Source organism: Serratia sp. LTN-2 (genome assembly GCF_059740205.1).
The window spans coordinates 72,690-96,751 of record NZ_JCAXDO010000003.1; the positions used below are offsets into that span (position 1 = coordinate 72,690).

The 24,062-nt window shown below is 59.8% G+C and carries 28 protein-coding genes; 20 read left to right on the plus strand and 8 right to left on the minus strand.

Annotated elements, in window-relative coordinates; all coding sequences use genetic code 11:
- The first annotated feature begins 565 nt into the window (after positions 1 to 565).
- A complete protein-coding gene (rcsA, locus tag AC6BYQ_RS07495; protein WP_019453510.1) occupies positions 566 to 1,195 on the plus strand; it encodes a transcriptional regulator RcsA in 630 nt (209 codons plus the stop codon).
- 219 nt (positions 1,196 to 1,414) lie between these two features.
- Here the strand turns inward: rcsA and dsrB are convergent, their stop codons facing one another.
- Both dsrB and cspE read right to left on the minus strand, forming a co-directional pair.
- Positions 1,415 to 1,615, minus strand: a complete 201-nt coding sequence (dsrB, locus tag AC6BYQ_RS07500) for a protein DsrB (RefSeq protein WP_019453509.1) — start codon at positions 1,613 to 1,615, stop codon at positions 1,415 to 1,417.
- Positions 1,616 to 1,934: 319 nt separating this feature from the next.
- Complete coding sequence (gene cspE, locus AC6BYQ_RS07505; protein ID WP_004935122.1) at positions 1,935 to 2,147, minus strand: transcription antiterminator/RNA stability regulator CspE; 213 nt, start codon at positions 2,145 to 2,147, stop codon at positions 1,935 to 1,937.
- Between the two features lie 376 nt (positions 2,148 to 2,523).
- Between cspE and AC6BYQ_RS07510 the strand changes: the two genes are divergently transcribed.
- The 4 genes from AC6BYQ_RS07510 to AC6BYQ_RS07525 all read left to right on the plus strand — a co-directional run bounded on the left by AC6BYQ_RS07510 (position 2,524) and on the right by AC6BYQ_RS07525 (position 4,783).
- Positions 2,524 to 2,901, plus strand: coding sequence for a hypothetical protein (locus AC6BYQ_RS07510; RefSeq protein WP_074053826.1), 378 nt, complete (start codon positions 2,524 to 2,526; stop codon positions 2,899 to 2,901).
- A 300-nt stretch (positions 2,902 to 3,201) separates the two neighbouring features.
- Positions 3,202 to 3,426 carry a hypothetical protein gene (locus tag AC6BYQ_RS07515; protein WP_440529650.1) on the plus strand — a complete coding sequence of 75 codons (225 nt, stop codon included), beginning with the start codon at positions 3,202 to 3,204 and terminating at the stop codon, positions 3,424 to 3,426.
- Entirely contained in the window at positions 3,413 to 3,622 is a 210-nt protein-coding gene (locus tag AC6BYQ_RS07520; protein ID WP_019453506.1) for a hypothetical protein, read from the plus strand. Before AC6BYQ_RS07515 ends, AC6BYQ_RS07520 begins: the two co-directional genes overlap by 14 nt.
- A 153-nt stretch (positions 3,623 to 3,775) precedes the next feature.
- Positions 3,776 to 4,783: an NAD(P)H-quinone oxidoreductase gene (locus tag AC6BYQ_RS07525; protein WP_197667811.1), complete on the plus strand. Its 1,008-nt coding sequence runs from the start codon at positions 3,776 to 3,778 to the stop codon at positions 4,781 to 4,783.
- A gap of 43 nt (positions 4,784 to 4,826) precedes the next feature.
- Here AC6BYQ_RS07525 and AC6BYQ_RS07530 read toward each other — a convergent pair whose 3' ends face one another.
- On the minus strand, positions 4,827 to 5,879 hold the full coding sequence (locus AC6BYQ_RS07530; protein WP_498056621.1) for an SDR family oxidoreductase: 1,053 nt from the start codon (positions 5,877 to 5,879) through the stop codon (positions 4,827 to 4,829).
- Positions 5,880 to 5,989: 110 nt separating this feature from the next.
- Here AC6BYQ_RS07530 and AC6BYQ_RS07535 point away from each other — a divergent pair, with 110 nt between their 5' ends.
- Entirely contained in the window at positions 5,990 to 6,922 is a 933-nt protein-coding gene (locus AC6BYQ_RS07535) for a LysR family transcriptional regulator (RefSeq protein WP_498056622.1), read from the plus strand.
- A gap of 3 nt (positions 6,923 to 6,925) precedes the next feature.
- Here AC6BYQ_RS07535 and AC6BYQ_RS07540 read toward each other — a convergent pair whose 3' ends face one another.
- The 3 genes from AC6BYQ_RS07540 to AC6BYQ_RS07550 all read right to left on the minus strand — a co-directional run bounded on the left by AC6BYQ_RS07540 (position 6,926) and on the right by AC6BYQ_RS07550 (position 7,869).
- Positions 6,926 to 7,315: a YidB family protein gene (locus AC6BYQ_RS07540; protein WP_019453502.1), complete on the minus strand. Its 390-nt coding sequence runs from the start codon at positions 7,313 to 7,315 to the stop codon at positions 6,926 to 6,928.
- A 93-nt stretch (positions 7,316 to 7,408) separates the two neighbouring features.
- Positions 7,409 to 7,657 (minus strand): GlsB/YeaQ/YmgE family stress response membrane protein, encoded by a 249-nt coding sequence (locus tag AC6BYQ_RS07545; protein ID WP_019453501.1) that lies wholly within the window; start codon positions 7,655 to 7,657, stop codon positions 7,409 to 7,411.
- Between the two features lie 11 nt (positions 7,658 to 7,668).
- The gene (locus AC6BYQ_RS07550; RefSeq protein WP_033643599.1) at positions 7,669 to 7,869 is read right to left on the minus strand and encodes a glycine zipper domain-containing protein; all 201 of its coding nucleotides are present in this window, start codon (positions 7,867 to 7,869) and stop codon (positions 7,669 to 7,671) included.
- A gap of 627 nt (positions 7,870 to 8,496) precedes the next feature.
- Between AC6BYQ_RS07550 and AC6BYQ_RS07555 the strand changes: the two genes are divergently transcribed.
- Entirely contained in the window at positions 8,497 to 9,417 is a 921-nt protein-coding gene (locus AC6BYQ_RS07555; RefSeq protein WP_498056623.1) for a Kdo(2)-lipid IV(A) acyltransferase, read from the plus strand.
- A gap of 139 nt (positions 9,418 to 9,556) precedes the next feature.
- Positions 9,557 to 9,976: a VOC family metalloprotein YjdN gene (gene yjdN / locus AC6BYQ_RS07560; protein WP_019453497.1), complete on the plus strand. Its 420-nt coding sequence runs from the start codon at positions 9,557 to 9,559 to the stop codon at positions 9,974 to 9,976.
- Positions 9,977 to 9,992: 16 nt separating this feature from the next.
- On the opposite strand, the gene AC6BYQ_RS07565 is transcribed toward yjdN, so the two are convergent.
- On the minus strand, positions 9,993 to 10,187 hold the full coding sequence (locus AC6BYQ_RS07565) for a hypothetical protein (protein ID WP_498056624.1): 195 nt from the start codon (positions 10,185 to 10,187) through the stop codon (positions 9,993 to 9,995).
- A gap of 160 nt (positions 10,188 to 10,347) precedes the next feature.
- Between AC6BYQ_RS07565 and AC6BYQ_RS07570 the strand changes: the two genes are divergently transcribed.
- Together AC6BYQ_RS07570 and kdoO are read left to right on the plus strand one after the other, a co-directional pair.
- The gene (locus AC6BYQ_RS07570; protein ID WP_063918598.1) at positions 10,348 to 11,901 is read left to right on the plus strand and encodes a sensor domain-containing diguanylate cyclase; all 1,554 of its coding nucleotides are present in this window, start codon (positions 10,348 to 10,350) and stop codon (positions 11,899 to 11,901) included.
- 494 nt (positions 11,902 to 12,395) lie between these two features.
- Complete coding sequence (kdoO, locus tag AC6BYQ_RS07575) at positions 12,396 to 13,289, plus strand: Kdo hydroxylase KdoO (RefSeq protein WP_498056625.1); 894 nt, start codon at positions 12,396 to 12,398, stop codon at positions 13,287 to 13,289.
- A 43-nt stretch (positions 13,290 to 13,332) separates the two neighbouring features.
- Here the strand turns inward: kdoO and paaZ are convergent, their stop codons facing one another.
- Entirely contained in the window at positions 13,333 to 15,399 is a 2,067-nt protein-coding gene (paaZ, locus tag AC6BYQ_RS07580) for a phenylacetic acid degradation bifunctional protein PaaZ (protein WP_498056626.1), read from the minus strand.
- Between the two features lie 317 nt (positions 15,400 to 15,716).
- Between paaZ and paaA the strand changes: the two genes are divergently transcribed.
- The 10 genes from paaA to pcaF are packed head-to-tail and all read left to right on the plus strand — an operon-like array spanning position 15,717 to position 24,058.
- Positions 15,717 to 16,655: a 1,2-phenylacetyl-CoA epoxidase subunit PaaA gene (gene paaA, locus AC6BYQ_RS07585; protein WP_063918600.1), complete on the plus strand. Its 939-nt coding sequence runs from the start codon at positions 15,717 to 15,719 to the stop codon at positions 16,653 to 16,655.
- A gap of 21 nt (positions 16,656 to 16,676) precedes the next feature.
- A complete protein-coding gene (gene paaB / locus AC6BYQ_RS07590) occupies positions 16,677 to 16,964 on the plus strand; it encodes a 1,2-phenylacetyl-CoA epoxidase subunit PaaB (protein WP_198636657.1) in 288 nt (95 codons plus the stop codon).
- Between the two features lie 8 nt (positions 16,965 to 16,972).
- On the plus strand, positions 16,973 to 17,731 hold the full coding sequence (gene paaC, locus AC6BYQ_RS07595; protein ID WP_498056627.1) for a 1,2-phenylacetyl-CoA epoxidase subunit PaaC: 759 nt from the start codon (positions 16,973 to 16,975) through the stop codon (positions 17,729 to 17,731).
- Positions 17,732 to 17,740: 9 nt separating this feature from the next.
- Positions 17,741 to 18,238 carry a 1,2-phenylacetyl-CoA epoxidase subunit PaaD gene (paaD, locus tag AC6BYQ_RS07600; RefSeq protein WP_198636659.1) on the plus strand — a complete coding sequence of 166 codons (498 nt, stop codon included), beginning with the start codon at positions 17,741 to 17,743 and terminating at the stop codon, positions 18,236 to 18,238.
- 13 nt (positions 18,239 to 18,251) lie between these two features.
- A complete protein-coding gene (paaE, locus tag AC6BYQ_RS07605) occupies positions 18,252 to 19,310 on the plus strand; it encodes a 1,2-phenylacetyl-CoA epoxidase subunit PaaE (RefSeq protein WP_432524930.1) in 1,059 nt (352 codons plus the stop codon).
- A gap of 8 nt (positions 19,311 to 19,318) precedes the next feature.
- Positions 19,319 to 20,092, plus strand: coding sequence for a 2,3-dehydroadipyl-CoA hydratase PaaF (paaF, locus tag AC6BYQ_RS07610; RefSeq protein ID WP_019453488.1), 774 nt, complete (start codon positions 19,319 to 19,321; stop codon positions 20,090 to 20,092).
- Between the two features lie 3 nt (positions 20,093 to 20,095).
- The gene (gene paaG / locus AC6BYQ_RS07615; RefSeq protein ID WP_019453487.1) at positions 20,096 to 20,887 is read left to right on the plus strand and encodes a 2-(1,2-epoxy-1,2-dihydrophenyl)acetyl-CoA isomerase PaaG; all 792 of its coding nucleotides are present in this window, start codon (positions 20,096 to 20,098) and stop codon (positions 20,885 to 20,887) included.
- 2 nt (positions 20,888 to 20,889) lie between these two features.
- Entirely contained in the window at positions 20,890 to 22,419 is a 1,530-nt protein-coding gene (locus tag AC6BYQ_RS07620) for a 3-hydroxyacyl-CoA dehydrogenase (RefSeq protein ID WP_498056628.1), read from the plus strand.
- On the plus strand, positions 22,416 to 22,856 hold the full coding sequence (paaI, locus tag AC6BYQ_RS07625) for a hydroxyphenylacetyl-CoA thioesterase PaaI (RefSeq protein ID WP_019453485.1): 441 nt from the start codon (positions 22,416 to 22,418) through the stop codon (positions 22,854 to 22,856). The genes AC6BYQ_RS07620 and paaI overlap by 4 nt, the downstream gene beginning before the upstream one ends.
- Entirely contained in the window at positions 22,853 to 24,058 is a 1,206-nt protein-coding gene (gene pcaF / locus AC6BYQ_RS07630; protein ID WP_498056629.1) for a 3-oxoadipyl-CoA thiolase, read from the plus strand. Before paaI ends, pcaF begins: the two co-directional genes overlap by 4 nt.
- The last annotated feature ends 4 nt before the right edge of the window (positions 24,059 to 24,062 follow it).

Genomic DNA, 24,062 nt, shown 5'->3' on the forward strand with positions numbered 1-24,062 from the left:
ATATCCATATAACTCATTGTAAAACGGTGATTTATGGCAACAATTAAGCTACACATTTCAGCAATAACGTTAACTTTTGTTTGCCGTTATGATACAAAATGAAGTGATTGTCATTCTCAAAAACACTGTCACACTAGATAATTGATTGATTTTAAACCATAAAAAACCAACTGCGCAAAGTGAGTTGTTTTTGAGCGTTCAAAAAGCCCGCTGAAAAGCTTCAAAAAAACAACACATGAATTTTTTTTAAGACTTTTCCTAGCAAACTAAAATTTTGTTTCGTGACATGATGGGCAGAATCCCGGCGAGAGATGCCGCCAGGCACGGGCGCCAAGTACAAATCAGGCCTATCATATTGAAGCGGAGCCGTCAGTGGAACGCTCTGACTTAAGCTAAACTTATAGATTCATGTGATTAATAAGTTTAGTATGAAAATATCATTGAGTGCCGCCGCGTTTATTGATAGAACACTCGCTACACTGAATTATTGTTTCATTTTGCCTTTCGGCTTTTTAGGCTTTTTCTCATATTACCGCAGTAAAACGGATTTAAGTGGGGGTGCGATATGCCAACGATCATCATGGATTCATGTAGCTATACCAGATTGGGATTAACCGACTATCTGACTTCGCACGGCGTGAAGAAACGCCATATTAATGCCATTGAGGATATTGACAGCCTGCATGAAAAATGCAGTAAGTTGAATCCCAGTTTGGTGTTTATTAACGAGGACTGCTTCATCCACGAAGCAAACGCCACCGAGCGAATAAAACGGGTGATATCACTGCACCCGGATACGTTATTCTTTATCTTTATGGCCATTACCAACGTACATTTCGACGATTACTTATATGTTCGCAAGAATGTCATCATATCGTCAAAATCCATCAAACCAGAGACTATGAATCAGCTACTTAGTCACTATCTCGAGAAAAAGTCCCTTCGGGTGGAGAAGTCCTCCCTGGATCAAACGCCGGTCACGTTGAGCCAGACCGAATCGAACATGTTACGCATGTGGATGTCCGGTCAAGGTACCATCCAGATATCAGACCAGATGCAAATAAAAGCTAAAACGGTCTCTTCACACAAGGGAAACATCAAGCGGAAAATAAAAACGCACAACAAGCAAATCATATACCACGTTGTTCGTTTGACTGACACGCTGACCAGTGGAATATTTGTCAATAGCCGTTAAACATACAGAGAACGCCCCCCACTCTGTTTTGGCCGTCGTTAAATATCCGGTGATAATGTAATCCGGGTGTCAAGCGTCGGAAACGCCAAAAGAATACCTGCTGCGTTATCCCCCGCTAGCGCAACGGGTATTTTTTTACATAGATAAAATAAATCCTACCGTAACGAAATAGTCTCAAAATAGACTATTTCACAAGTTGATTAATGAGATTACCCGAAGTCACTGCCCGCGTTCGCGGTGCGGCTCCACAAAGGTGCCGTCGCGGCTATCTATTTCATTAAAGAACCACACGCCCGCCGGATAATCCTCAAGGGAAACCAGATACATGGTGCCCTCGTTGAACACCTCTACGGCCAGGATGACGCCTTCCCGCCGTGGGCCGCCGTCTGTTTTTACCGTCACGCGATCGTTAACCTGCATACCTTTCCCCATTATTTGCGATTGGCGTCAGTGTATTACAAAACGCAGGGAGAACACACCGCCCTGTCCTGCCGCACTCTGCTATCAGCGTAGCAGCCATCAGGATTTTTCACTTCCTTAACATTTTGGCCGCAGAATCTTAAGCCGGCCCCGCGTAACCTGTCCGTAGGCGTTTCCCCCCCAGAGAAGCGCTCGCAAATGAAGAAGTAACAAGGAACTTTTGCCCGCTGACTTGCGGGCTTTTTTTTGCCCCGCGCCAAATTACAGGCATAAAAAAACCCGCCGCAGCGGGTTCTTTTCAATCAGCGGTAAACGCCAATTAGATAGCGGTAACGTTAGCCGCAGATGGACCTTTCGCACCGTTCTCGATAGAGAACTGTACGTTCTGGCCTTCAGCCAGGGTCTTGAAGCCTTGATCCTGGATAGCAGAGAAGTGTACGAATACGTCTTTGCTGCCGTCTGCTGGGGTGATGAAACCAAAACCTTTAGCTTCGTTGAACCACTTCACTTGACCTTTGATCATGTTGGACATGTCTAATTTCCTTCAATAATAATGTAAGCCGCCATGGGCGAGATAGCCGGTCATCAGTTACTTATGGAGGCACTGGAAAGGAAATTCGTCAGAGAAGGGCTATCCGGGATAACGCTTTAAATTTGAACTACTTTACTCAAAATGTCGTGCATAAATAGGTCTGTACCACAGGCCGACATCATTAACTCATGAGCGAGCAGCAATAGCAACCTTTTTCGCCGTGATGAGACGCTAATCGCGGCTAAGCGCACAGGATTTGACCCTGCTTGCCGATGGAATCGCCGTCTGGCGTATCCGTAACACCCCGCTCAAATGATAGTAATTCTCGTTCTGCTGTTCTATAGTTGCCTGGCGAAATCATCCAGGGAGACTCACCATGCCGAGATGGCTCACATTACCGACCGCCTGCCGCGCCGCGCTGCTGGCCTTTGCCACTTGCAGCGCCCCGCTTGGCGCGCTGGAGTTGAATTATCAGCCTCCAGAGCCCAGCGCTGCCCCTGCCCCTAAACCGGTGGCGCCGCCAGGGCCGGCCCCCAAGGCGGCGAAACCGCCGATTACCTGGGCGGAAGCGCGAGATAAAAACGGCTTTCGCGTCGATATCGAGTGCGATCATCCGGGTTGCAGCAAGCCGCGCACCAAACCTTACCCCGCGTATGAAGGCCCGGTGAAGAAAACCGATCGCCGCCGCCAATCCGATCCTTATTCCACCAACCAGGATCCCGATTACAACATTCAGTTAGGTTATGAATGGTAACAGCGCTTTCGGAGTAATGCCTATACACCCCGCTATCACGGCCGCTTAGAATAGCGTCAGTTCACCACTCCTCCTGGTGTTGAACCTAACAAGCTGTGTTGCAAATCTTTATGCGCCTCCCTATAGGCGCTTTTTTTTTTGCCTCTCGTCATCGCGCTTTGCCGATTACAGATTGGTCTCATTGCCCGACTAAGTGATGAATGTCACAAATACGCCTCTTTGCCATTCTTATTTCGGAGGTGATGTTCATGGCCACAGGATCCCTTGCTCTCTTGGCCGTCTTGGCCGGCATTGCGGGCTATGCGCTCTACAAGCATTTCAAATCTCAGAAGAAAAGCGCATTGGTTCGCCCGTACGATCGGTAACCGGCAACGCATTTTCACCGCAAAGGCGCGGCTCACCGCACGCCGCGCCTTTGCTGATTGTCATCCTTTCATCACAAAAATGTCACAATATGGCCATATCATGATTGGCGATTATCCGCTCTGGCTTAACACCAAGGATTTCGCCCATGACCCTAATTAAAGCTGCAAACCACCAGGAAGCAGAAAAGCTCATCCGTGCCGGCACGGCCAAGAAAATCGAACTGGCCTACGATATCGACAGCGACGATTTCTTCCAGCTTGCCAGCCTGTGGTGCGATAAAGGCGCCAAGATCTCCAAAGGAAAAGAACACTTTATCGTCTCGTTAAAAGGCTTCCGCATCCCGCCTAACGATTGATCGCCTGCCGCCCATCGCGGCGGCTTCGCCCCTTCCTCGCAAAACCGCTCTATTCGACCACGCGCACCTCATTCGATTTCGCTAAGCTAACGGCAGACTTTATTGCGGGCGCACCGCCTGATAGCCGCGTCCGCCACGATGAGGAGAGTGACCATGTCAACAAATGCAGCGCTGCCCGGCATGATGAAAGCGATTGAGATCAGCCAGCCAGGCGCCCCCGAGGTTCTGGTCGTCACCGAGCGCCCGGTACCCGTCCCGCAAGCGGGCGAACTGTTGGTGAAAATTGCCGCCGCCGGCGTTAACCGCCCCGACGTGTTGCAGCGCCAGGGAAACTATGCGCCACCGCCGGGCGCTTCGGATATCCCCGGTCTGGAAATCGCCGGCGAAGTGGTGGCCCTCGGCGAAGGCGTAACCCATTTCGCCCTTGGCGATCGGGTTTGCGCCCTCATCGCCGGCGGCGGCTATGCGGAATACTGCACCGTACATGAAAGCAATGCGCTGCCGGTGCCGGCGGGTCTGAGCCTGACCGAGGCCGCCGCACTGCCGGAAACCTTCTTTACCGTCTGGGTCAACGTGTTCCAACGCGGCCACCTCAAAGCCGGCGAAACCGTGTTGATCCACGGCGGCACTTCCGGTATCGGCACAGTCGCCACCATGCTGGCGAAAGCCTTCTGTGCACAGGTGATCACCACCGTCGGCTCCGAAGATAAACGCCAGGCCAGTCTGGCGCTGGGCGCCGACGTGGCGATTAATTACCGCAACGAAGACTTTGTCACACGCACCAAAGAGGTCACCGGCGGCAAAGGCGCCGACGTAATCGTCGATCTGATCGCCGGCGACTATGTCGCCAAGAACTATCAGGCAGCGGCGATGGAAGGCCGCATCGTGCAAATCGGCACGCAACATGGCGTGGTGAAAGAGTTAAACCTGATGCCGCTGCTGTTGAAACGCCTGACCCATACCGGTTCGACATTGCGCTCGCGCAGCGTCGCGGACAAGGCGCAGATTGCCGCCGAGCTGCAAGAGAAGGTTTGGCCGCTGCTGGAACGCGGCGTGCTGAAACCGCAGATCTTTAAAACCTTCCCGCTTGAGCAGGCCGCCGCAGCGCATACGCTGATGGAGTCCAGCGAGCATATCGGCAAAATCATGCTGACGTTCTAAGACCGTTCCCCGCCGCCTCGCGGCGGGGAAGCCAATACGCCACTCAGGGAATGATGCCGCGACGGCGGAACTCATCAAACAGCGTGATAAACATGGTTTCGGTTTCAACAAACTGATGGAAACCCAAACGCCGCGCCTTGCTGCCGTCCGCGAACATGTCATAGTCCCAGGAAAAGACGAAATCGGCGAAACGCCAGCCGGCCACCGCGCGATAATCAGGCTCGGTCAAAGAGTGCCGCTGCGCCAGCTCCCGCCACAGCGGCGCTTTGTCGGCCATCATGCTCTCCAGCGTCATCGGCAACGGTGGCGCACATTCCAGCCCGAAGTACGCGGCGATTTTCGGCCACATTTCACTCCAGCGAAACAGATCGCCGTTGTTGATGTTAAACGCCTGATTGGCCGCCGCAGGTTCGGTCGCCGCCCACAGCGTAGCGCGCGCCAACAGCCCGGCGTCGGTCATTTCCAACAGGCTGTGGTAAGCGCCCGGCTTACCGGGAAAGCGCAGCGGCAGCCCGAGCGCTTTACTGATGGAGGCGTAAACCGCGATGCTTAACGCCAGATTCATCGGGTTGCCGAGCGAGAAGCCCCCCACCACGCTCGGGCGAATAGCGCTCCAGCGCCAGCGCTTGCCTGCCTGACGCTGCGCCAAATACTGCTGCTGCGCCATGTTAAACTCCGGCGGCATATGCCCCGCGTCGCTTTCGCGCGCCGGCGTTTTAAACGGCCCCAAATGCGCGCCATAGACCTTATAGCCCTGCATCAGGCTGATATGCTCCAACGCCGGCACGATCGGCTCCAGTCCTTCGACAACGTGTTGCAACATCTGCAGGTTCGGCGCCACCAGTCCCGCCCAGTCCGGCGCATCCTGATAGGCGGCATAGAAAACGTGACTAATCGCGCTCAGCGGTCGCAGCGCGTCACGCGTCGCCGCCGCATCCAGCAGGTCAACCTGCAGATGGCTCACCCCTGGCGCCGGTTGCCCACCCCGCCGCGAAACGCCCACCACTGGCCAACCCAGGCCGGTCAGCTCCTCAATCAATCGGCGCCCAATCACGCCATTGGCGCCGATCACCAGCGCCTGTCGCATTGCGTTCATCTTGCCACTCCTCGGGTTATCGATGCCCAGAGTGTTATTGATTAGCAATACTTGTGGTAGAAGAGACTTTCTACTAACACTAATAAGAAAAATCTATAGGCAAGCACATCATGGATAAGCTGAACGCGATGAAAACCTTTCTGCGGGTAGCGGAGCTGGGCAGCCTGTCGGCCGCCGCTCGCGATCTGCGTTTGACGCAGCCGGCGGTCAGTCAGCAAATCGCCGGCCTGGAGCAACAGCTGGGAGCGCAGCTGTTGTTTCGCAGCACTCGGGCGGTCACCCTGACCGAGGCTGGCAATGATTACTATCAGCGTATCAAACCGATTATGGCGGCGGTCGACGAAGCGGAAGAGGCGCTGCACGGGCAGCACCACCGGCTGCAGGGCAATCTGCGCCTTCACGCACCGACCGGTTTCGGGCAACGACACGTCACGCCGCTGGCCATCGCGTTCCAGCAGCGTCACCCGGAACTCACCATCGAGTTGCTGCTGGACGATCGCCGCGCCGACGTGATCGGCGAAGGCATCGACGTAGCGCTGCGCTTCGGCGAATTGCACGCGCCCGGCATGGTGGCGAAACGGCTGGGTGAGTTGCAACGCCTGCTGGTGGCGTCGCCGGCCTATCTGGCCAAGCACGGTACCCCCCGTTCGCCGGCGGAGCTGGTGAAACATGCGCACATTCGTTACAGCGGATTAAACGACGGTGATACGCTCACCCTGCTCGGCCCACACGGCGCCGAGATAGTCGCGCTGCGGCCCACGTTCCGCGCCAACAATACGTTATCGCTGCTGGCGGCCATCGAGGCAGGCGCCGGAATCGGCGGCGCTCAGCGGCCGTTGATCGGCAAGCAGCTGGCGACGGGGGCGTTGGTTCCCGTGTTGCCGGAATACCGCTACCCGCCCATGGCGCTGCACGCGGTCTATCCCGCTTTACGTTTTATTCCGCAGAAAGTGCGCGCCTGGGTGGCGCATCTGCAACAGGCGTTGACGACGATCGAGGGAATCAGCGGAGTGAATGCCCCCGGCCAGACGCCGGGAGCATAATCATTATTTGAACAATTTGCCGACCATGTCGCCCAATTCATTGCTGTCTTGCTGTACTTCGCCATTTGGTGAAGCGGCATCGGCTACCGTCGGCAAAAACTGCGCAATGGTGCTGGACGCCTGGGCCGGATCGACGCCCAGCTTTTCAGCCAGTTGATTGATCGCATCGCTGCCCAACGCCTGCTGCACGTGATCGCCGGTAATCGGCTGATTTTCGCCATTGCCGAGCCAGGAACCGACGATATCGCCGAACTGCCCCTGACGGAACTTGTCCAAAATGGCCTGCAGGCCGCCTTGTTGCTCGACCCACTGCATAATGGCGATGTAATCGATGCCTTTGCCGTTGGCACCGCCGCCTAAAATGTTACCCAATACGCTATCGAACAGACCCATGATATTCCCCTTTCAGCGATTCGGCCGCGCCGCGCCGCCGGATTGATTTCACGAAAAAGGGCCGCCGCGGCGACCCTGTTGAGCAACGGCTGCTTAGCCTTTGATCTTCCTGTAGACAAAAAGCACCACCAGGGCACCGATGACTGCCACCACAAAACTGCCCAGGTTAAAACCGTCAACGCGACCCATACCGAAGAAGGTGCTGATATAGCCGCCGACCACGGCGCCCACAACCCCCAGTACCACGGTCATAATAAACCCGCCGCCGTCTTTGCCCGGCATAATCCATTTAGCCAGGATACCGGCGATTAAACCAAAAATGATCCAGGAAATGATGCCCATTTTTACTCTCCCTATTGCCTTTTGCCTAACAGAAATCCTATGACCAGGCCCACGACGGCGCCTGCGCCTACCCCTGCCCAAGGGTTATCCTTGATGCAGGCACATGATTGCTCGAGCGCTGCCTTTACGCCGCTGCGCACTTCGCAGGCGGTGGTTTTCACGTAGTCGCTCGGTTGCTCAACACCGCTTAGATCGTCATTTTCATATGACATGTCAAATCCTTACAGACCCACCCTCTGAGAATTGCGTCACCTGTTTCACGCCAGACGCCGTCCGCTCCGCGATGTTGCTCTGGGTGACTTGCCCGCAGCAGCTCAATGCAGGGTGTGCGGCGACAAACGCGCAACTTCACACTATGACTATAGTAAAAAATCAGCGGTTTACCCATTTCCGTCCGTCTGAATTTCACCGTATAAAAAACGCTCGCATTTCATCTCGTCGTCATATTGGCAGACTAAACTTTGAACAAATCCTTTGGGAGGAAACGCCGATGTTCAATGGCCCGTTTGTTCTGATTCTCGCGCTACTGTACGCACTGGCCGCCATCTGGGACGGTTCCGCCGCGTTACTGTTTCTTTAAGGTTACATAGCGGTTGTCACTTATGCGATGCGCTTAATTGTGTCCTTATTTTTCAAGGGCGCCAGCCGGTTGAAATAGCGGTGAATCTCCTCCCTTTCCTCGGTAAAAATCTCATTTCGTTCCGCTTTCCGTCTGCGCTTAAATAAAGCGTAAAAAAAGCATGAATGGAAAACCCGGTCTCACAAAAAATGCTCTATCATTTCGCACTTAACAATTTGGGTTAAGGTCCCATTGCGAAATTAAAGGAAGAACAGAAAAAATGATTTTAAACCAACGCTTTGAGCGCGAATTCTTGCGCCCTCGTTATTGGTTGCTGTGGATAGGGCTGGGAATACTCTATCTATTGGTGTTATTGCCCTACCCGCTCATTTATCGGCTTGGACACGGCCTTGGCAGAATCGCCATGCTCCTGATGAAACGCCGGGTAAAAATAGCGCGCCGTAATTTAGAACTCTGTTTCCCTGAGATGCCCGCCGCCGAACGAGAGGCGCTGATTGTCAAAAATTTTGAGTCCGTCGGCATGGGCCTGTTCGAAGTCGGCATGGCCTGGTTCTGGCCTGACTGGCGCATCGCCCGTTGGTTTAAGGTGAGCGGCATGGAAAACATGCAGTTGGCGCGTCAGGACGGGAAAGGCGTGCTGCTGATCGGCCTGCATTTCCTCACTCTGGAGCTGGGCGCGCGCATCTTCGGCATGCAAAACCCCGGCATCGGCGTACACCGCCCGCACAATAACAAGCTGATGGAATGGGTGCAGACCTGGGGCCGGCTGCGCTCGAATAAATTCATGATCGATCGTAAAGATATCAAAGGCATGATTCGCAACCTGAAGCAGGGTGAAATCCTGTGGTACGCGCCGGACCACGACTACGGCCCGCAAAGCAGCGTGTTCGCCCCGTTCTTCGCCGTGGAAAACGCCGCCACGACGACCGGCACCTATATCCTGGCGCGTATGGGGCGGCCGTCGATCGTGCCATTCGTGCCGCGCCGCCTGCCGAATGCCCGCGGCTACGAGCTGATCGTGCAACCGCCGCTGACGGACTTCCCGCTGGACGATGAAACGCGCGCGGCGGCCATGATGAACCGCGTGGTGGAGGAACAGGTGCTGCTGGCACCCGATCAATACATGTGGCTGCACCGCCGCTTTAAAACCCGCCCGCCCGGCGAACCTTCGCTGTATTAATCGCCTTCGCCGCGCTCAAGCATTCTGCAGCAGGGGAACTACACTAATAAGTCACCGACGGCAATTATTGCCGCCAGCAATCATTTTTCCCGCCCGTGGGCCGGTCGTTGCCTGCCGGGTCTTAACCGAGGTCAATGTCATGCTGGTACAACCTTATTTGTTCTTCAGCGGTAACTGTGAGCAAGCGATTAACTTCTATGTGCAGCAGCTGAATGCCAAAATTGAAATGGTCATGCGTTTCAAAGATATGCCCGAAGAGGCCCGACAAGGCGGGCCACAGGACGTCAACCCGGATGCGATCATGCATGCGCGCCTGCTGATCGGCGACGGCGTGCTGATGGCTTCAGACGGCTGTCCGCAGGATGACAGCGGCGGGGCTTCCCACAAAGGCTTCTCGCTGTCGCTGAACCCCAGCGATGCGGAACAAGGACGCAAACTGTTCGATAATCTGGCGCAGGGCGGCCAGGTGACGATGCCTTATCAAGCCACCTTCTGGGCCAAAGGCTTCGGCATGCTGACCGACAAATTCGGCGTCAACTGGATGATCAACGTCGAGTAACTCCGTCATGGCACCGCTAGCTATAGCGGTGCCAGTCATAGGCCGCCTTGGCGAACAGAACGAACAGCAGCGCCAACAGCATCAATCCCAACCGCCAGTAGGGCGACCGACGCCGCCGCCAGGCGAAGTACATCATCACCGCCAGCGCCCCCAGCGTGAGGGGGTAATACACCGCCAACGTCAGTAACGCGATAATGATGTAATCCGACATGGATCCTTTCACTCCGTAGTGTTTACGCCGCCGCTGATGCAGTTTGCGGCCCGACTTTCCCGCATCGCCACGTTAAGGGCTAGAGGTCTGGCGCATTTATGCATAAAATATAGGATTGCTCTTAACTCAAATTGAATAGTAATCAAACCACAAGGGTGACATGACTCAGCAGCAACCCCTACAGGATGCCGTGCCGCCGCGCAGCGTTAAAAGCTCCCCATTATTATTTCAGGCCGGCGTGTTTGTCATCATCGTTGCCGCCACGCTGATCCTCTTTAACAGCTGGCAAATCTGGAGCGCGCACCAGCGCGATCTGCGCAGCGCCGAGCATGAATCCGCCAACCTCGCCCGTTCGCTGGCGCAGCATGCCGACGACACCTTCATGCAGGTGGATGGCAATCTGCTCGATCTGACCGAGCGTATTCAGACCGACGGACTGGGTCCGTCACAGCTGATGCGGCTGCAGCGGGTGATGCAGACACAGGTCGGCAACCTGCCGCAGCTGCATGGGCTGTTTGTTTACGATGCGCGCGGCCGCTGGCTGGCGACGGCCTCAGGCAAATTCATCAAGAACGCCAACAACGCCGATCGCGATTACTTCAAATATCATCAGAATCGCGATGGCGCCGGCCTGTACATCGGCAAAGTGATCCGCAGCCGCACCACCGGCGATCTGATCATTCCCGTTTCGCGGCGATTCAACAACCCGGACGGCAGCTTTGGCGGCGTAGTGCTGGCCACGCTGTACATCGATTATTTCCGCCAGTTTTACGATAGTTTCGCGCTCAACACCGACGCCTCGTTAAACCTGCTGCTGGCGGATGGCACCATCCTGTACCGCCGCCCGTACTCGGCAACGTCGATCGGTAAAAACATCGCCAAGGGCGTGCTGTTCAGCGAGATTTTGCCGCATTCGGAGTTCGGCAACGCCACCATTACCTCGCTGTTCGACAAAGTGGAGCGCATCTACGGCTACTCGCGAGTGAACCGCTTTCCCCTGGTGATCGCCGCGGGATTGTCGAAACGCGACGCGCTGGCGGATTGGCGTACCGACGCCGGCCTGTTCGCCGCCGGCGGCCTCTCTTTATTGATGATCCTGCTGGCGATGGGCATGGTGCTGCTGCGGCAAATCAAGCACAGCATGCAAACCGAAGCCGAGCTGATGCGCACCCGCGATCAGTTGACCAGCATCAACCAGATGCTCGAAGAGCTGGCGCTGCTGGACGGCCTGACCGGTCTGGCCAATCGCCGCCAGTTTGATATCGCGCTGAAGAACGAGCTGGCGCGCGCTTCGCGCAACTACCGCAGCGTGGCGCTGCTGATGCTGGATATCGACTACTTCAAACAGTACAACGACAGCTATGGCCACGTCGCCGGCGACCAGTGCCTGCAGCAGATCGGCCAAACGCTGAAGGGGTTGGCGTGCCGCAGCAACGACGTGCTGGCGCGCTACGGCGGTGAAGAGATGGGGATTATTCTGCCGGATACCGATGTGCAAGGCGCGCTGATTTTCGCCGAACGCGTTATCAATGCGGTGCGCGATCTGAAGATCCCGCATCAGGGCAATCCGCACGGCATCGTTACCATCAGCATCGGCATCTGCGCCAAAGTGCCGCATATGTACAACGATACGCCGATCGGCTTTATCAATGAGGCCGACAGCGCGCTGTATCAGGCCAAGAAAAAAGGCAAAAACTGCATTTACGGCGCTTGACCAATAATTAGGCCGTCGCAACCAGGCGGCCCAAATTATTTATCCGGAAAAATGAAATAATTTCCCCCCAAAACTTTTTCTCTCCGGCGTTATCTTCCCTCCGGAATAGAATAGCGGCGAAAAATAAGCAGGGTATTTATTTCCATTAAAATTCAACAAGATAAAAAACGCGCCGTTTAACGAACAATTCGTGCCTTTTTTGATTATTCGTGCCTACAGCGGGGCTCGTTTAGCCTACGTTTACTTTTTATTGGCGTTGCCGGTGATACCCTTGTCAGGACTATTCTAAATATCAGGAAGCCATCGCACGCTTCGGCGCAATGCGCCCTGCTGATACAACCATAATAGAACTCACCTATTTCACGTTGCCATTGGGCGACCGGCGCAAAGCGTTCTGACGCCGCTCCAGCCAGCCACTGTGCAAACCAGCGCAGCCATCCACGCGGCAACCTGAAAGGCGGGAATAAAGCGATACAGATTTGCGAGGAGATCTCATGCCTACTGGCGATATTATGCGTGAACAGGCCGTACTGACGCTGCCGTTGCGGCAATGGGCGGCGACGGAAACATCCAGCGCGGTCAGCGAACTGGAACAGGGCAAAGTGCTGTTTCTGCCTGAACTGGCCTTCACCCTGTCTGAGCAGGAAAAGCCGCTGCTGGATCCGACGCTGGTCGATCCGAAGCGCAAGAACATCAGCTATCAGCCTCTGTCCGGCAAGCTGACCGGCGTCGCCGTTGCGGAGCGCCAGCAGCAGGTGCAGCAGCTGCTGGAACGCTATTACCAATCCTGTCGCCAGCTGATCGCCGGGCTGTTGCCCGAGTATCAGGAGGTGCTGCACCATCCGACCGGCAGCCTGCGCTTGCATCCGGTTTCCGCCTGGCGCGCCAAGAACTCCTGGCGCAAAGACGACAGCCGGCTGCACGTCGACGCTTTCCCGTCGCGTCCAAACTACGGCGAACGCATTCTGCGCATCTTCACCAACATCAATCCGCACGGTGAGAATCGCCAATGGCGCGTCGGAGAACCCTTCCCCGATCTGGCGGAACGCTTTATGCCGCGTTTGGCCCGTTACTCCGCCTTCAGCAGCTGGTTGCAACATCAGGTGCGCATCACCAAAACCCGCCGCAGCCATTATGACCATCTGATGCTGCAACTGCATGACGCGATGAAGGCCGACGGCGATTATCAGCAACGGGGTCCGCAGCTGGCGCTGGAGTTCCCGCCGGGCAGCAGTTGGATTTGCTTCTCGGATCAAACGCCGCACGCCGCGATGGGCGGCCAGTTTATGCTGGAGCAGACCTTCCTGTTGCCGGTGAATAAAATGCAGGATCCGCAGCGTTCGCCGCTGAAAGTGCTGGAACAGCTGCGCGGGCAGCCGCTGATCTGAATGACTCGCCGCCGCCGGGGCGCCGGCGGCGGCGAAGCGCGCATTATGCCTCGAAGTCCCCTTGCTGGCGCGCCACCAGCGTCAGGATGCTGTACAGCGCCACCGGCTGCTGTTCCTGATTCAGCACCTGCACATCCCACACCACCACGCCATGCGGCCGATCTTCGGCGGTTTTCTGCGGCTTGCGGATCTTCTTCTTGCAGGTTAACCGCACCTGAATGGTGTCGCCGATCTTCACCGGCTCAATAAAGCGCAGATTTTCCATGCCGTAGTTGGCGATGACCGGCCCGACGGCGGCGTCGACAAACAGCCCGGCAGCGGCCGACACCACAAAGTAACCGTGCGCTACCCGCTCGCCGAACAGCGAATCGGCAGCGCCGATCTTGTCCATGTGCGCGTAAAAATGGTCGCCGCTCAGGCAGGCGAAGTTGACGATATCCGCCTCGGTCACGGTGCGGCGCGCGGTCAACAGGCTATCGCCAAGCTGCAGCTGCTCGAAATATTTGCGGAACGGATGCACCGGATGCTCGGCGACCGGCGCGCCGCGCACCCATTCACCGCCGATGGCCGCCAGCATCGCCGGGCTGCCCTGGATCGCAGTACGCTGCATATAATGTTTCACCGCGCGCAACCCGCCCAGCTCTTCGCCGCCGCCGGCGCGCCCCGGGCCGCCGTGCACCAGCATCGGCAACGGCGAGCCGTGGCCGGTGGATTCCGCCGCCGCCTGCTCATCCAAAATCAGCATACGTCCGTGAGCGCAGGCCGCCGCGCGGATAAAGCGCTTGGCCAGCGCCGGGTCGGCGGTCACCAGCGATCCCGCCAGGCTGCCCTGCCCCAGCAACGCCAGCGCGATCGCCTGCTCGGTATCCGCATACGGCATCAGCGTCGCCACCGGGCCGAAGGCCTCGGTACCGTGCACCGCCTGATGGGTGAACGGATCGGCGCAATACAGCAGGGTCGGCGGATAAAATGCGCCACCGCGCGCGCCGTCCCCCAGCACGTCCAGCTTATCCAGGGCTGCGCCGCACAGCGGCTCGCAACCGTTGCGCAGCAGGAACTCCACCTTGCTTTGCACATCATCACGCTGTTCGTGGCTGACCAACGCCCCCATGCGCACCTGCTCCAGCTGCGGGTCGCCCACCGTCACGCCTGACAGTCGCTGCAGCAAGGCCTGACGCACCGCCGCCACCTGCGACGCCGGCACGATGATGCGGCGGATCGCGGTGCATTTCTGCCCCGCCTTGGCGGTCATTTCACGACACACCTCTTTAATAAACAGGGCAAATTCCGGCATTTCCGGCGTCACGTCCTCCGCCAACACGCAGCAGTTGAGCGAATCCGCCTCCATGGTGAACGCGATCGATTTCTCCAACAGGCGCGGATGCGCGCGCAGCCGCTGGCCGGTCTGCGCCGAACCGGTGAACGTTACCGCATCCTGATAATCCAGGTGCGCAAACATGTCGCCAACGCCGCCGCACACCAGCTGCAGCGCCCCTTCCGGCACCAGGCCGCTGTCGACGATCAGCCTGACCATCGCCTGCGTCAACTGCGCGGTGGCGGTGGCCGGCTTGATGATGGCCGGCATGCCCGCCAGCCAGGTCGGCGCCAGTTTTTCCAACATCCCCCAGCACGGGAAGTTGAAGGCGTTGATATGCAGCGCTACGCCCGGGCGCGAGGTCAGAACGTGGCGGGCGGCGAATTGCGCCTGCTTCGACAGCGGGATCAGCTCATCTTCCGGCCACAGCGTATCGTCCGGCAGATCGCGGCCGGCCATGCCGGCATAAGCGAACAGCGTCGCGATGCCGCCTTCGATATCGACCCAGCCGTCGCTGCGCGTCGCCCCGGTTTGATAGGAGATCTGATACAGCGCCTCTTTATGCGCCAGCAGGTGCTTCGCCACCGCTTTCAACATCTGGGCGCGCTGCTGGAACGTCATTTTCGCCAGCGCCGGGCCGCCGTGGCTACGGGCATAGCTCAGGCTGGCCGCTAACGGCAGGCCGTCGGAGCAGACCTGGAACAGCGCTTCGCCGGTCACGGCGTGGCGGATCTGGCGGCCCTCTCCCTGCCCATACACCCAGGCGCCAGAAAGATAACTGTGTAACTGCTGCATGTGCCCTCCAAAATTCATAAATTTTCACCATACAGCTTAATTACGTATCACATAAATGCCAGTCAACGCCAAGCTCAATTTTAACAAAAAGAGAACAAAAGGCACCACCAAGCCGCTCACCTTGCCGTTAATGCAAAATCAACCACCTTATTTATCAAATAAAATCAATAAGTTAATGTTAAACCCTGTGATTAAGCTCGCAAAACCACATAAATCTCGTTTGATCTTTTTGTTATCAGTTTGTAGCCTTATGGTTAGTTAAAGTGATTCACATTTTTGTGTTTAATGTGAAAAATACGAATCACCAAGAGGCAAGCATGACAACTGAAGCACAGTACCAGCAGCATTTCGACGACAAGATCGCGGCGGATATCGCTATCGAGGCCAAAGACTGGATGCCGGACGCCTACCGTCAGAACCTGATTCGGCAGATCGGCCAACACGCCCACTCGGAAGTCATCGGCATGCTGCCGGAAGCCAACTGGCTGACGCGCGCCCCCACGCTGCGCCGCAAGGCGGTGCTGCTGGCCAAAGTGCAGGATGAGGCCGGCCACGGTCTGTACCTCTACAGCGCCGCCGAGACCCTCGGTTGTTCACGCCAGGACATCTACCAAAAGATGCTCGACGGCAAGATGAAGTACTCCTCTATCTTCAATTATCCCACGCTCAACTGGGCGGATATCGGCGTGATCGGCTGGCTGGTCGACGGCGCCGCCATCGTCAACCAGGTGGCGTTATGCCGTGCGTCCTACGGCCCCTATGCGCGGGCGATGGTGAAAATCTGCAAAGAGGAAAGCTTCCACCAGCGCCAGGGCTATGAGGCGGTGATGGCGATGGCCAACGGCAGCGACACGCAACGCGCCATGCTGCAGGACGCCATCGATCGCTTCTGGTGGCCGGTGCTGATGATGTTCGGCCCGAGCGACGCCGACTCCCCGCACAGCGCCCAAAGCATGGCGTGGAAAATCAAACGCCACAGCAACGATGAGCTGCGGCAGAAATTCGTCGACAACACCGTGCCGCAGCTTGAGGCGCTGGGCATGACGGCGCCGGACCCGGACCTTATCTGGGACGATGCCGCCGGCCACTATCGCTTCGGCGAGATCGACTGGAGCGAACTGCATGAGGTGATCAAAGGACGCGGCCAGTGCAACCACGAACGCCTGCAGGCCAAGCGCCGCGCCTGGGAAGACGGCGCCTGGGTGCGCGACGGCGCCATGGCCCACGCCGCGAAAAACGCCGCCTCCGCCGCATAGCCACCATAAGGAATCGAGATCATGAGCCACGTTGAATGGCCGCTGTATGAAGTGTTTATCCGCAGCAAACAAGGGTTGGCGCATCGCCACGTCGGCAGCCTGCACGCCGCCGACGACCAAATGGCGCTGGAAAACGCCCGCGACGCCTACACCCGCCGCAATGAAGGCTGCTCGATTTGGGTGGTGCAGTCGTGCCATCTGATCGCCTCGCAGCCGGAAGATCGCGGCGCGTTCTTCGATCCGTCCGAAGACAAGATCTACCGTCATCCGACGTTTTACACCATTCCCGACGGCATCAAGAACATGTAGAGGCGACCATGACGGTTAACGATCCGCGCATCAGCTATTTGCTTCGCCAGGGCGACACGCCTCTGATCCTCGCCCAGCGCCTGTGCGCCTGGTGCGGCCACGCGCCCGAGCTGGAGATCGATCTGGCGTTGGCCAACATCGGGCTCGACCTGCTCGGCCAGGCGCGCAACTTCCTGGGCTACGCCGCCGAACTGGCCGGGCCGCCCTGCAGCGAAGACAGCCTGGCCTTCGGCCGTGACGAGCGCCAGTTTCACAACCTGCTGTTGGCGGAACAGCCGAACGGCGGTTTCAACGACACGCTGGTGCGCCAGTTCCTGCTCGACGCCTACCACGTGCAGCTGCACCAGGCGCTGAGCCGCAGCCGCGATATGCAGATCGCCGCCATCGCCGCCAAGTCGTTGAAGGAAGCCGACTATCACCTGCGCTTTAGCCACGGCTGGATGATCCGCCTGGGCGACGGCAACGACGTCAGCCACGGCAAGATCCAACAGTCGCTGGATAACCTGTGGCGCTTCACCGCCGAGCTGTTCCACGCCGACGAGCTGGAACTGGCGTTGGCGGAGCAAGGCGTCGCCGTCGATCCGCGCGAACTGCAGGCCCCCTGGCAGGCTCAGGTGGAAGAGACGCTGCGCCAGGCGACATTGACGCTGCCTGCCGAGCAGGCGTTCCGTCACGGCGGCAAACAAGGGCGACACAGCGAACACCTCGGCCCGCTGCTGACGGAGATGCAGTTCCTGCAGCGCGCCTATCCAAACGGTCAATGGTAGGAGGCCGCGATGAACGTCACTCGTTTGCAACCCGCCGAAATTCCGCAGATTTGGCACTGCCTGCAGCAGATCAGCGATCCCGAACTGCCGGTGCTGTCGATCACCGATTTGGGCATGGTGCGCGACGTGGCGCGCGACGGCGCCGGCTGGCGCGTGACCTTCACCCCAACCTACTCCGGCTGCCCGGCCACCGAATTTCTGCTCAACGCCATCGAGCAGCGGCTGGCGGAAGCCGGTTTCAGCCCGGTGCAGGTTGAGATCCGCCTCAGCCCGGCCTGGACCACCGACTGGATGAACGCCGACGCCCGCGAACGGCTGCGGCAATACGGCGTGGCGCCGCCGCAGGGCCACACCTGCGATCGTCCGCACGCCCACGGCCCGGTAGCCTGCCCGCGCTGCGGCAGCACCCACAGCGAGAAGATCAGCGAGTTCGGCTCCACCGCCTGTAAAGCGCTGTATCGCTGCTGCGACTGCCGGGAACCGTTCGACTACTTCAAATGCATATAGGAGCGCTGACACCATGACGGTCTTTCATCGCCTGAACGTCGCCGCCATCGAGCGCGAAACGCCGGACGCCGTAGCCATCACGCTGCGCGTGCCCGAAGAACTGCAAAACCAATACCGCTATACCCCCGGCCAGCACCTGACGCTCAAGGCGTTGGTCAACGGCGAAGAGCTGCGGCGTTGCTACTCCATCTGCAGTTCACCGCAGGAAGGCCTGCTGCAGATCGGCGTGAAAGCGATCGATCAGGGCCGTTTCTCCGGCTTCGTCAACCGCATGCTGAAGGTCGGCGATGCGCTGGAGGTGATGGTGCCGCAGGGGCGCTTCGGCTATCAACCGCAGGCGGAGCGCCGAGGCAACTACCTGGCGATCGCCGCCGGTTCCGGCATCACGCCGATGCTGTCGATCATCAAGGCGACGCTGCAGCTCGAACCGGGCAGCAGTTTCACCCTGATCTACGGCAACCGCAACAGCAGAACCATGATGTTCAAAGAAGCGCTGTCGGATTTGAAAAACCGCTACCCACAGCGTTTTCAGCAGCTGTACCTGTTCAGCCAGGAGAGCCTCGACAGCCCGCTGCTCAGCGGCCGCATCGACCGCGAACGCCTGGCGGCGATCGGCGGCGCGCTGCTGGATTTCCGCGACTATGACCACGCCTTCATTTGCGGGCCGGAATCGATGATGGACGACGCGCAAACCGTACTCGAACAGGCCGGGGTACCGGCCAATCACATCCACAGCGAGCGCTTCAACACCAGCGGCCTGGTCGCCCGCCCGCGCAGCAGCGGCGATCGCAACGCCACCCGGGTGGCGATCCTGCTCGACGGCCGCCGGTTGGATATTGAGGTCGGCGAACAGGACGACAGCATTCTCGACGCGGCGCTGCGCCAGGGCGCCGACCTGCCCTACGCCTGCAAAGGCGGCGTGTGCGCCACCTGCAAATGCCGGCTGAAGGCCGGCCAGGTGGAGATGGGCGTCAACTACAGCCTGGAGCCGGACCAGTTGGCCGCGGGCTATGTATTGAGCTGCCAGTCGTGGCCGAAAGGCGACGGCGTGGTGTTGGACTTCGACGTCTAGGAGCCGCGATGGACACCCCTTTCATTTTACGCCAACAACAACACCGGGTGGTCACGCTGACGCTGCACCGCCCGGAGGCGCGCAACGCCCTGAGCACCCCCTGCCTGGAGCAGCTGGTGTCTCTGCTGGAGCAGGCCGATGCCGACCGCGGCGTGGGCGCCGTGGTGATCGCCGGCGCGGCGCGTTTCTTCGCCGCCGGTGCCGATCTGCGCGAACTGCAGCAGCAGGATGTGCCGGCCGCCCTGGCGGACAGCCGTCCGCAGCTGTGGCAGCGGCTGGCGCAGTTCGGCAAGCCGCTGCTGGCGGCGGTAAACGGTTATGCATTGGGTGCCGGCTGCGAACTGGCGCTGGCCTGCGACATCGTCATCGGCGGTGAAAGCGCCCGCTTCGGCCTGCCGGAGATCACCCTTGGTCTGATGCCGGGCGCCGGAGGTACCCAACGCCTGATCCGCTGCGTCGGCAAATCGCGCGCCAGCCAGATGGTGCTGACCGGCGAAGCCATCGACGCCCGCACCGCGCTGCAGGCCGGCCTTATCAGCGAAGTGTGCGTCGATGCTCTGACGCTGGAACGCACACAGCAGATTGCCGAGCGCATCAGCCGTCAGGCGCCGCTGGCGCTGCGCGCCGCCAAGCAGGCGCTGAAACAGGCCGAGGAGACCGGCCTTAGCCAGGGGCTGGCGATGGAACGTCAGCAGTTCGTCACCCTGGCCGCCACCGACGATCGCCGCGAAGGCATCGCCGCCTTTTTCGAAAAACGTACGCCAAACTATCAGGGGCGCTGATTTATGGATAACGCATTGATTCTCAGCCATCTCGACGCCGGCGTGTTGACGCTGACCCTCAACCGTCCGGATCGGCTCAACAGCTTTAACGACGAGATGCATCGCCAGCTGAGCGAGGCGCTGACGCAAGCCGAGCGCGACGACAACGTGCGCTGCCTGCTGATCGCCGGCGCCGGACGCGGTTTCTGCGCCGGGCAGGATCTCAACGATCGCAACGTCAGCGCCGATCAACAGGCGCCGGATCTCGGCCTGTCGGTCGAACGTTTCTACAACCCCCTGATCCGCCGTCTGACCGCCCTGCCCAAGCCGGTGGTGTGTGCGGTCAACGGCGTGGCGGCCGGCGCCGGTGCCGCGCTGGCTTTGGCGTGCGACATCGTCATCGCCGCCGACAACGCCAGCTTTATTCAGTCTTTCTGCCGCCTGGGGCTGGTGCCGGACTCCGGCGGCAGCTGGTTCCTGCCGCGGCTGGCCGGCCACGCCCGCGCGATGGGCATGGCGCTGCTGGGCGACAAAATCAGCGCCCAACAGGCGCTGGAGTGGGGCATGATCTGGCAGGTGGTGCCGGCGGAGGAATTGGCCGATCGCACGCAAACGCTGGCGCGCCATCTGGCCACTCAGCCAACCTACGGTCTGGGCCTTATCAAGAAAGCCATCTATAGCTCGGCCACCAACAGCCTCGATCAGCAGCTCGATCTGGAGCGCGATCTGCAGCGATTGGGCGGCCGCAGCGACGACTACCGCGAAGGCGTCAGCGCGTTCTTCGCCAAACGCACGCCGAACTTCAGCGGGAAATAGCCATGAACGCGTCCCTTGTTAACGGCCGGGTGGCGGTGATCGGCGCCGGCACCATGGGCATCGGCATTGCGCAGGTGGCCGCTGCCTCCGGCCACCCGGTGCGGCTGTTCGATATCGCGCCCGCCGCCGCCCAGCGAGCGATCGACGAACTCGCTCGCCGCCTGCGGCAGCGGGTGGACGGCGGCAAGGCCGATGCCGCGACCACCGAAGCGCTGCTGGCGCGCCTCGAACGCGCCGACTCGCTCGAGCAACTGGCCGACTGCGCGCTGGTGATTGAAGCGGTGGCGGAAAACCTGGCGATTAAGCAGAGCCTGTTCCGCGATCTGGAAGCGGTCTGCTCGCCCGCGACGCTGTTCGCCAGCAATACCTCCTCGCTGTCGATCACCGCCATCGCCGGGGCATTGCAACACCCGGCGCGTATGGCCGGGCTGCACTTTTTCAACCCCGCGCCGCTGATGAAGCTGGTGGAGATCGTCAGCGGTCTGGAGACCGGTGCCGAAACCCTCGCCGCGCTGCAGGCCGTGGCGCAGCGTTGGGGTAAGCAGAGCGTTCTGTGCCGCTCAACACCGGGATTCATCGTCAACCGCGTGGCGCGGCCGTTCTATGCCGAAACCCTGCGCGCGCTGGAGGAACGGGTGGCCGACGCCACCACGCTGGACGCGGTATTGCGCGACGCCGGCGGTTTCGCCATGGGCCCGCTGCAATTGACCGATCTGATCGGCCAGGACGTCAATTTCGCCGTGACCGAATCGGTGTATCAGGCCTTCTACCAGGATCCGCGCTTCACCCCTTCGCTGGTGCAGCAGGAGTTGGTGGCCGCGGGGCACCTCGGCCGCAAATCCGGCCGCGGCTTCTACCGCTACGACACATCGCGCTCCGCCGCCGAGATCGCCTTTGCGCCGCCGGCGCAGGCCGCGCAGCCACAGCGCGTCACCTTGCACGGCGATTGGTCGCCGCTGGCCGATCTGGCGCAGCTGTTAAGCGAAAATGCGGGGGCGATCATACAACCTGGCCAGACCAGCCCGCACGTCACGATCGACGACGTTACACTGATGTTAACCAATGGTAAAACCGCCGACCAGCTGGCCGACGAACGTGGAACGCCCGTGGTGCTGTTCGATCTCTGTGCCGACTATGCGCGCGCCTCCGCCATCGCCATCAGCTGCGCGGAGCAAAACGGTGCGCAACACAATGCCAAAGCGATTCACCTGCTGCAGTCCCTCGGCAAGCAGGTCATTCCGTTGCCGGATTACCCCGGCCTGCTGACGATGCGCACCCTGGCCATGCTGGCCAACGAAGCGCTCGACGTGGTGAACAAAGGCGTTGCCAGCGCCGAAGATATCGATCTGGCGATGCTGCGCGGCGTCAACTACCCGCGCGGACCGTTGGCCTGGGGCGCCGCGCTTGGCTGGCGCCACATCCTGGCGACGCTGGAAAACCTGCAACGCTATTACGGCGAGGCGCGCTATCGCCCTATGCCGCTGCTGCGCCGTTATGCTTCTCCCGCCTCTTTCCCAGGAGCCGAACAATGAACGCCAATACGCCGCGCGCGCTGGCTCAGCGCTGCGCCGAGCAAATGTTTCAGCAAGATACCTGCGCTCAGGCGATGGGTATGCATATCGACGCCGTCGACGCCGGGTACGCGCAGGTCAGCATGACCGTCGGCCCGCAGATGCTCAATGGCCACCAGACCTGTCACGGCGGCCAGCTGTTCAGCCTGGCGGACACCGCTTTCGCCTACGCCTGCAATAGCCAGGGGTTGGCGGCGGTCGCCTCCGGCTGCAGCATCGACTTCGTCCGCCCGGCGCTGGCCGGCGATCGCCTCACCGCCAGTGCGGAGGTGCGCCATCAGGGCAAAGCCACCGGGCTGTATGACGTCGAGATCGTTAACCAACTGGGCAAAACCGTCGCCTGGTTCCGCGGCCGCGCGCACCGCCTCGGCCACAGCATTTTAGGAGAGCAGGCATGAATCAGGCATTTATCTGCGACGGCGTGCGCACCCCGATCGGCCGCTATGGCGGCGCGCTGGCACAGGTGCGCGCCGACGATCTCGCCGCCCTGCCGCTGCGCGTGCTGCTGGAACGCTATCCGCAGGTGGATTGGACGCAGCTGGACGATGTGATCCTCGGCTGCGCCAACCAGGCCGGGGAGGACAACCGCAACCTGGCGCGCATGGCGCTGCTGCTGGCCGGGCTGCCGGTCGGCGTGTCCGGCACCACGGTGAACCGCCTGTGCGGCTCGGGTCTGGATGCGCTGGCGATGGCGGCGCGCAGCATCAAAGCCGGCGACGCCGGGCTGATGCTGGCCGGCGGCGCAGAATCGATGACCCGCGCGCCGCTGGTGATGGGCAAGGCCGACAGCGCCTTCAGCCGCCAGGCGCAGCTGTACGACACCACTCTCGGCTGGCGCTTCGTCAACCCGCGCATGCAGGCCGAGTTCGGCACCGATTCGATGCCGGAGACCGCCGAAAACGTCGCGGCGCAGTTCAACATCAGCCGCGCCGATCAGGACGCCTTTGCGCTGCGCAGCCAGCAGCGCGCCGCCCGGGCGCAGGCGCTGGGCTACCTGGCGCAGGAGATTGCCCCGGTCAGCCTCACTGGAAAAAAAGGCGCGGTGACGCTGTTCAGCCAGGATGAGCATCCGCGCGCCGACACCACGCTCGAGCAGCTGCAGGCGTTGAAAACCCCGTTCCGTCAGCCCGGCAGCGTCAGCGCCGGCAACGCCTCGGGGCTGAACGACGGCGCGGCGGCGCTGCTCGTCGCCTCCGAAGCGATGGCGGCACGCCAGGGCCTGACGCCGCGCGCGCGCATCGTTGCCACCGCCACCTGCGGCGTGGAGCCGCGGCTGATGGGCATCGGCCCGTTGCCCGCCACCCGCAAGGTGCTGGAGATCGCCGGGCTGAGCCTGGCGCAGATGGACGTTATCGAACTGAACGAAGCGTTCGCCGCCCAGGCGCTGGCGGTGATGCGCCAGCTTGGCCTGCCGGACGATGCGCCGCAGGTCAACCCCAACGGCGGCGCGATCGCTCTGGGACACCCGCTGGGCATGAGCGGCGCGCGCCTGGCGCTGGCCGCCCTGTTTGAACTGGAACGGCGTGCCGGCCGCTACGCGCTTTGCACCATGTGCATCGGCGTCGGCCAGGGCATCGCCATGATCATTGAGCGTGTCTGACCCC